The sequence below is a fragment of the Acidaminococcus sp. CAG:542 genome (genome assembly GCF_000437815.1).
GTDB lineage: Bacteria > Bacillota > Negativicutes > Acidaminococcales > Acidaminococcaceae > Acidaminococcus.
The window spans coordinates 29,760-37,861 of record NZ_FR902096.1; the positions used below are offsets into that span (position 1 = coordinate 29,760).

Consider the following 8,102-nt stretch of genomic DNA (forward strand, 5'->3'; position numbering starts at 1 on the left):
AATTGGCGGGGCAGCCAGCCTTGTGCCCCTACAGTATCGCTGTAAATTGGCAGGCAGCCAGCCTTGTGCCCCCCTTGTATATCCGCCCTTTTTAAGGGCGGGGGACCAGCCTCAAGGCTGGTGGTGGGTTCTTCCCTCTTCACTCAACATGATAATACTCCCGGTACCACTGGGCGAACTTCCCCAGCCCTTCGGCAATGGTGGTGCTGGGCCGGAATCCGAAGTCCCGTTCCAGTTCGCTTACGTCCGCATAGGTCTGGTACACGTCCCCGGGCTGCATGGGCAGGTATTCCTTCTCCGCCGTTTTTCCCAGGGCCTTTTCCAGGGTCTCGATGAAAGTCATGAGCTTTTCCGGGTGGTTGTTCCCGATGTTGTAGATCTTGTACCGGTCCCCCTCCTCATTGGCCTTGGGAGGATGGCACAGCATGTTCTGGATGCCGGTGACAATATCGTCCACATAGGTGAAGTCCCGGTACATGTCCCCCTGGTTGAAGATGGTGATGGGTTCCCCCTTCATGATCTTGTTGGTGAATTTGAAATACGCCATGTCCGGCCGGCCGAAAGGCCCGTACACCGTAAAGAACCGGAGGCCGGTGGCCGGGATCCCGTACAGATGGCAGTAGGTATAGGCCATCAGTTCGTCAGATTTCTTGGTGGCCGCATAGAGGCTGATGGGATGATCCACATTGTCCGTGGTGGCAAAGGGGGTCTTCTTCTGATTCCCGTATACGGAGGAACTGGAAGCGAACAGCAGATGTTCAGGCTGGAAATGCCGGCAGGCCTCCAGAATGTTGAGGAACCCCACAATGTTGGAATCGATGTATTCCCTGGGATGGTCGATGCTGTAGCGGACCCCGGCCTGGGCCGCCAGGTTCACCACAATGTCCGGCCGGAAATCCCCAAAGGTCCGGTCCACCGTTTCCTTGTCCGCCAGGTCTCCCTGGGTGAAGGAAAAGGCCGGGTACAGTTCCAGCCGGGCCAGCCGGTCCTTCTTCAGCTGCACATCGTAATAGGCGTTCATGTTGTCCAGTCCGGCCACCCGGGCCCCCAGGGACAGCAGCCGTCTGGCCAGGTGATAGCCGATGAAGCCGGCGGCTCCGGTGATCAGGATTTTCTTGTTGGCGTCAAAAGGTTCCATAACTGCTCCTTAGTCCCGGTCAAACAGGTCCCGGGTATAGACTTTGTCTTTCACATCCGCCAGATCCTCTGACCAGCGGTTGGCCACGATCAGGTCACATTCCTTTTTGAACTGGTCCAGGTCCCGGCACACCGGGGACCGGAAAAAGTCCTTTTCTTTCAGGGTGGGTTCATAGACCACCACCGGGATCCCCTTGGCCTTGATCCGTTTCATCACACCCTGGATGGCGGAAGAACGGAAATTGTCCGAAGCGCTTTTCATGGTCAGCCGGTAGATTCCCACCGTTTTGGGATTCCGGGCCAGGATTTCGTCAGCAATGTGGTCCTTCCGGGTCCGGTTGGCCGCCACAATGGCGGAAATCAGGTTCTGGGGCACATCCTGGTAGTTGGCCAGGAGCTGTTTGGTATCCTTGGGCAGGCAGTAGCCCCCGTACCCAAAGGAAGGATTGTTGTAGAAGTCCCCGATCCGGGGATCCAGGCAGACCCCTTTGATGATCTGGGCCGTGGACAGTCCCCGGATTTCCGCATAGGAATCCAGTTCATTGAAGTAGGCCACCCGGAGAGCCAGATAGGTGTTGGCAAACAGCTTGATGGCTTCCGCTTCCGTAGAGCCCGTGAACAGCTGGGGGATGTCCTTTTTTTCCGCCCCTTCTGCCAGGAGAGCCGCAAACTGCCGGCCCCGGGGAGAATCCTCCCCCACTACGATCCGGGAGGGATGGAGATTGTCGTACAGAGCCTTCCCTTCCCGGAGGAATTCCGGAGAGAAGATGATGTTGTCCGTATGGTACTGTTTCCGGATTTCTTCCGTATAGCCCACCGGCACCGTGGATTTGATTACCATCACCGCTTCCGGGTTGATGGCCAGCACTTCTTCAATGACTTTTTCCACGGAAGAAGTATCGAAGAAGTTTTTCTGGGGATCGTAGTTGGTGGGGGTGGAGATAATGATATAGGAAGCTCCTTCGAAGGCGTCCCGGGGATCCAGAGTGGCCCGGAACCGGATATCCTTCCGTTTCAGGAAGCGGGAAATATCCGCATCCACCAGAGGGGACCGGCCTTCGTTGAGCATCTGTACTTTTTCCGGCACAATGTCCAGCGCCACCACTTCCTGGTGCTGGGCCAGCAGGAGCCCGTTGGAAAGGCCCACATAGCCGGTGCCTGCAATAGCGATTTTCATAAAAACGGCTCCTTTCCTGCAATAAGAATATTATACCATAAAAAAAGGGGGTGCCGCACATTGCGTGAGGTGAAGTGAAAAAAATCCTGCTGCAGCCTGCAGCAGGATTTTTTTGTCAGCGGTCAATGGTCGAAGGAGAGCATCTGCCAAAGGCAGATGCTCCTGAAGGGAAACGCAGCCCTGAGAGCTGCTAACCCACCACCATTGCGCAAGCGCAACGGTCCCCCGCCCTTGAAAAAGGACGGATAGTGACGCTGGAGCTCAGGCTGCGTGTCACGGGGGCAATGGGCGTTAGCCCAAGCGTATATCCGCTCTTTACAAGCGTAACGGTCCCCCGCCCTTGGAAAGGAACGGATAGTGACTCTGGAGCTCAGGCTGCGTGTCATGGGGGCAATGGGCGTTAGCCCGAGCGTATATCCGCCCTTTACAAGGGCGGGGGTATCCATGCGCAGCATGGGTGGTGGGTTAGCAGTCCATAGGGCTGCGTTTCCCTTCAGAAGGAACCCGCAGCTGTGGTTTCCTTCCACCGGCCGTTGACCGCTGACAGCTTTTATCTTTCCAGCACCTCCGGATGCCGGACCAGATAACCGGTGAGGTCCATCCAGGCTTCCCTTTCTTCCGTGTAAGGTTTGGGGCCTTCCTGGAGGTCTTCGGGACCGTACTGGGGCCCCAGGGGCTGATAGAAGTCCTGGCTGTAGCTGCCGTAGGCGTCTTTCCGCAGCCAGTGGTAAGGCGATACCACATGATCGATGGGTTCCAGCAGAGAAGGATACAAGGAATAATAGGTGAACCCCTTGGGGGCGATCAGTTCGAAAATGGTGGGGGCAATGTTCATGTGGCTCCCGATGGTATTCCCGGCCAGGCTGTGGGGATTCAGCTCCCGGTGGTTCACCAGCAGCACCGGGCTGTGCCGTTCCCGCAGGTTGCAGTCCCGTCCCATCAGAGAGGTTTTCCCCAGCACCGGGCTCATATCGATGGAATGGTCCCCGGTAAGGATGAACAGACAGTCCGGATAGGCTTTCCGCATGGTCCGGATGAATTTCCCCAGGGCCTGGTCCGAGAACCAGAAGGTCCCCAGGTTTTTCTGGATTTCCTTGTTCCGCCGGATGTCCCGGGGCGCCTCAGGCATCACCTTTTCCGGGTCATACCCGTACTCCTTCAGGGGAATCTTGAAGGGGCCGTGGTAGCTGGTGGTGTACAGGAAATGGAACTGGTAGGGCCCGTTGGCCTCTTCCTGCTGGAGGATCAGTTCCGCCGCCTTTTCCAGGAACACATTGTCATAGACCCCCACCCAGGTCTTGGGAGCGTCTTTACCACAGAAATCCGTGGCGGTCATCACCTGGTCGAAGCCGCAGGCGGGAGCAAACTGGTTGAAGTTCCCATAGGTTACATTCCCACCGTACCAGTAGGTGGAATGATACCCCAGTTTTTTCAGCTGCCGGGGCAGGGCCGTGGGCAGGTTGTTGCGCCAGAAGCTTTCTTTTTCGTTCAGTTCCAGCCCTGCATCGAAGATTCCGCTCATCAGGCTTACAATGGAAGGCCGGGAGATGATACCGGCAGAAAGAGCACTGGTCAGGGACGCCGTATGAGGATCCTCCATCAGCTGCCGGCCCCCTTCCACCAGGTTCAGACAGGCGAACTGGGGATCAAAGAACTGCTGGAGATAGGTTTCTCCCACAAAAAGGAAAATATGGGTGGGTTTGGTGATCCGGGCCCCTTTGGCCGTCCTTTTGAACCCATAGGCCGGGTTGGGCAGCTTGTCCGCCGGGACCTTTTCCGTAAGGAAGGGCTGGATGGCTTTCAGGTCCTGGGCATCGGTGTGCTCATAGGCCGGATTCAGTTTGTGCTTCATCACCTGTTCCAGGGCCACCAGATCGTCCACCGTGGCCTTGGCAAAGAAAATGTCCTTTTTTACCACACTGGGGATGGTATCCCATTCCGGCTTGTCGTCATGCCAAAAAGTCCCCCCGTACCGGAACCAGTAAAAAGCCGCCACAGCCCCCAGGACGATCACCGTGTTGTAGGCGTACTGGAGCACCGGGCTGAAAAAGATCAGATACTGGAAGCTGGGCAGCTGGAGCAGCTTGTGGATGCAGAAGTCGCACACCCCCAGATAGGGCAGGATGCCCAAGAGGATCCAGACCCCGTGGTCCTGATGGAAGAAAATATCCACCAGGTTGTGCTTTTCCGCTTTGGCCCCCAGCTTCATGGTCTGGTTGAAGATATCATGGAAATGCTTGTAGAACAGCATCTTCCCGGCAAAGGCCAGGTACAGTACCAGGCTGTAGGTAAGCCCTCCCGCCATCCGCAGCAGGTCTCCTTTCCGGTACCAGTCGGTAAAAAAGGCCCCGGGAATGGACAGTACCACCAGGGGAATCAGGAACACATAGGCGTTGAAATCCATCCCCCACCAGAACCCGTACCGGAAACAGTGCCAGATTACCTTCCCCTTGCCTTTCAGGCTCCGGTACGGATTGTACACAGCAATGAAAATCAGACGAAAAACAGCACACAGAATGGGAAAGAACAAAAACAGCTTTCCATCCTGCTGCAGCGATGCGTAGAATAGACTGAACAAGGCATTACCTCCTTTTCGTTTCATTTTATTTTATTTCATAATGCAACGCAAATGCAACGTAAATTTTTCGTTGCATTTGCGTTTGCAACGAAAAAAAACCGCAGGGTCTGGGCAGCCGGCGGCCCGCAGAACACATGAACAAACGATGTATCTGCGGGCGGCCGGGCCTGCCGCCCCTACGGTTCCGATTTATACGCTTCTTTTTCTACCTGGCACCGCCTATTTTATCCAGCCAGAACTGGAGCAGCGGATCATACTGGCCGATCCGTTCCACCTCGGACAGATCCGGTTTTACGGCCAGTTCGTGGAGTTTGGTGAGGATTTTTTTTGCTGTCTTCATTCGTATCCGTAATAAATCTTTGGATGCCATCTTCTACTCCCATTTACCAATACTCAACAAACTATTTCTTTTTGATTTTAGTAAAAATATATTGGAAGAACCAGTATACACTATCAAAATATTTTCCCTGTCTCCATCGGGCACGGGACATATAGTGCATTTCCCGGTAATTGCGGGGCTGCTGCAGCGATTCATCCTTCCAGGGAGACATTTCATAATACTTTATAAAATATCTTTTCAGGGGAAAATCCAACCAGCAATACCACGGCTTCGTCCCTGCATAATGAAGAAATACCGCGTTATCTGGGACTTCAGTTTCCTCGGCAGAAAGTGGAATAAAATTATATTCCTTTCCTACCATCAGTTTCTTCTTTTCCAACACTATATTCAATGCATCCTGATCTAAATAATTCAATCTCTCTTTATACTCAAAACATACATCAAGAAATTTCTCGGAGATTTTTTCCTGCCGCCATTGAACCATGTTCATAAAAATCATTCCAGCATTAAAATACTGCTGCAGCTGAAACTTTTTTTCCTGCTTTCTGGCTGTTGCTGGTACATCTTCTACCACCATTACCGTTTTCCCAGAAAAATCTCTATGAATCAGATTCTGAATTGACTGAAGGCAAACGATATCTCCATCCAAATAGAGAATCCTCTCCACTGCAGGATCCAAAATCTGCCCCAAAAAGACCCGGATATAGGTTGCTTTGCCAAGGGCAAACATAGGCAGACCATCAATAATACTCAAATCTGTAAAATGAACTTGTACTCCACAATTTGGATATCTAGATGCTATGGTTTTCAGTTGGTTAATACTCTTCTCGCTGATATTTTCCGTCAGGACATGAAAAACAATCGGCAGTTCCTTATTATTTTCCAAAACAGAAATCATGGAAACGCCCATAGGCATCACAAAATTTTCATCTGTTCCGTACCCAATATGCACTGATTCTTTTCCTGCCAGTACATCCGGACTGCCAAATTCAATTTTTTTGGTTTCTATTGTTGCCGTAATTTCCATATTTCTCCCGCAGTACTAAACTGCTTCTCCTTCTCTTTTCATTTTTTATTGGTTGTCGGAACCTACGCCAGGATCATCATCCAGGGACTTTATCCCATGGCAGGTTTTTCCTTGCTCCAATGGAAGAAAATACTGATCTGAAGCAATGTCTTTTGTTTCCTCTCTTCCAGGCAGATTCTGAATTCCCATCAAGTCGATCAGTACATCATACAGTAAATCATTGGTCCAATAATCCTCTTTATGCTTTACCAGATTCTGGAATGTTGCAGGATTCCTTTGGCAATAGTTCTGGGACAGAAAAACGACAAAAGGAATCCGTGCCATAGACCAAGTGAATTTTGTCACTTCATGGCTGTGCTGCATATCTTCTCCATGATCAGAACAGTAGACCATTCCCTGGAACTCATCTCTTGCTCGCATTATATCATAAATCTGGTGCAAAACCGCATCCGTATAAAAGACGGTATTATCATAGGAATTGATTCTTCTTGTTTTCTTATCTTTCACTGAGAACTTCTCTTGCTTTTTGGGATATCTTTCCTGATAATCGGTATGGCTGCCCATAAGATGGATAACCACCAGATTATTTTTCTGGGAATCGAATTTGATTTGGCCCAGCTTATTAGCCAATTCACCATCATTATAATTCGTCCAAGTAGTATATCCAGAATTTCCGTTAATCCAAATTTCCTGATCTGCCGAGCTTGCAATAGCGGCTATGGGAGTATCATAAGCCCCATATTTAACTTGATTGCTGATCCAATAGGTTCGGTATCCGGCTGCTTTTGCCACTTCTATAATAGAATAAGCCTTTTCCAAAGGCACCGCATTATATTGATTCTTTTCAGTCAAAGCATACGTCAAGGTGGGAACTGTATGCGTATGATTGGAATATGCATGGGTAAACAGAATATTTCCAGGCTGCTGAACAGCCTGATCCAACCAGGGTGTCGTCTCCCGTTGATAACCATAAGCATGCATATGATCCCGTGATTCAGACTCCCCAATGACCATTACAAACGTACCACCCTTTCGATAATCAATAGACAGATGTGTTAATTTTTTTTAGATTTTCTTCTCTTCGCCGTTTGGCATTGGTGTACTCTTTGTATTGTTCTAAACTCTGGCTGGTTTGTTTTATCAGACTGGTAACCGATTCATACCTGACTTTGGCGACACCCTTGGTTCCACATAGAATTATTGCCGCCAGCAAAACTACTGTAAAACCTGGCGCCAGTTCTTTATTAAATACCTTATCTGCCGTCCGATTCAGCTGATAGATATAGATTCCCGCAATACTGAAAACAACTGCAAAAGACACCCCCCATAAAACAGGGTTATCATTTTTCAGATAGGACACCGCTTCATGAAGATTGGTCTGAAAAAGAGTCAGCACAATACTGGATGTCAGCAAATGCCCACTTAAAAAGTAGTAACCTATCAGCCCCAGCGGTGCAAAAATGACCGCCAAAGCCAGTAAATTCCAGACAGCACCAACTATCCGCCGAATTTTTCGATTGGAAATCCAGTGAATGGCAACCAAACCACCACTGATAAACGAATACAGCGATGTAGCAAGACAGTAAGTATCGGTTATCTCATCCATGCTCAATGGACTTCCTACTGATAACTTTATATAAGCTGGAACCTCATAAAGTAAAAGCATCAATATCCAACAAAAAAAGACTTTTTTTCGGAAATCCATTAAGAACATAGCCGCTAAAAAGCATACAGCTGTAATTCCAATTATATCTTTGTATCGAAAATAAGAATCATAAACTGTGGATGGCAGACGGGCGATAATAAGTATCCCCAAAAAAGCAATTAATGATGCCAGGATTTT

General features: G+C 50.1%; 6 protein-coding genes and 1 pseudogene. All 7 read right to left on the bottom strand.

The window, feature by feature from the left end; genetic code table 11:
- Positions 1-139 precede the first annotated feature (139 nt).
- Positions 140-1,138, bottom strand: a complete 999-nt coding sequence (locus QVO43_RS08710; protein ID WP_022488137.1) for an NAD-dependent epimerase — start codon at positions 1,136-1,138, stop codon at positions 140-142.
- 9 nt (positions 1,139-1,147) lie between these two features.
- Entirely contained in the window at positions 1,148-2,314 is a 1,167-nt protein-coding gene (locus QVO43_RS08715) for a nucleotide sugar dehydrogenase (RefSeq protein ID WP_022488138.1), read from the bottom strand.
- Between the two features lie 550 nt (positions 2,315-2,864).
- Positions 2,865-4,892, bottom strand: a complete 2,028-nt coding sequence (locus tag QVO43_RS08720; RefSeq protein ID WP_022488139.1) for an LTA synthase family protein — start codon at positions 4,890-4,892, stop codon at positions 2,865-2,867.
- Between the two features lie 205 nt (positions 4,893-5,097).
- The gene (locus QVO43_RS08725; protein WP_288174832.1) at positions 5,098-5,232 is read right to left on the bottom strand and encodes a hypothetical protein; all 135 of its coding nucleotides are present in this window, start codon (positions 5,230-5,232) and stop codon (positions 5,098-5,100) included.
- Between the two features lie 61 nt (positions 5,233-5,293).
- Positions 5,294-6,259 (bottom strand): glycosyltransferase family 8 protein, encoded by a 966-nt coding sequence (locus QVO43_RS08730; protein WP_022488141.1) that lies wholly within the window; start codon positions 6,257-6,259, stop codon positions 5,294-5,296.
- Positions 6,260-6,304: 45 nt separating this feature from the next.
- Entirely contained in the window at positions 6,305-7,273 is a 969-nt protein-coding gene (locus QVO43_RS08735; protein ID WP_022488142.1) for a phosphoethanolamine transferase, read from the bottom strand.
- A gap of 25 nt (positions 7,274-7,298) precedes the next feature.
- Positions 7,299-8,102 (bottom strand): annotated as a pseudogene (locus QVO43_RS08740) (hypothetical protein); the annotation flags it as partial.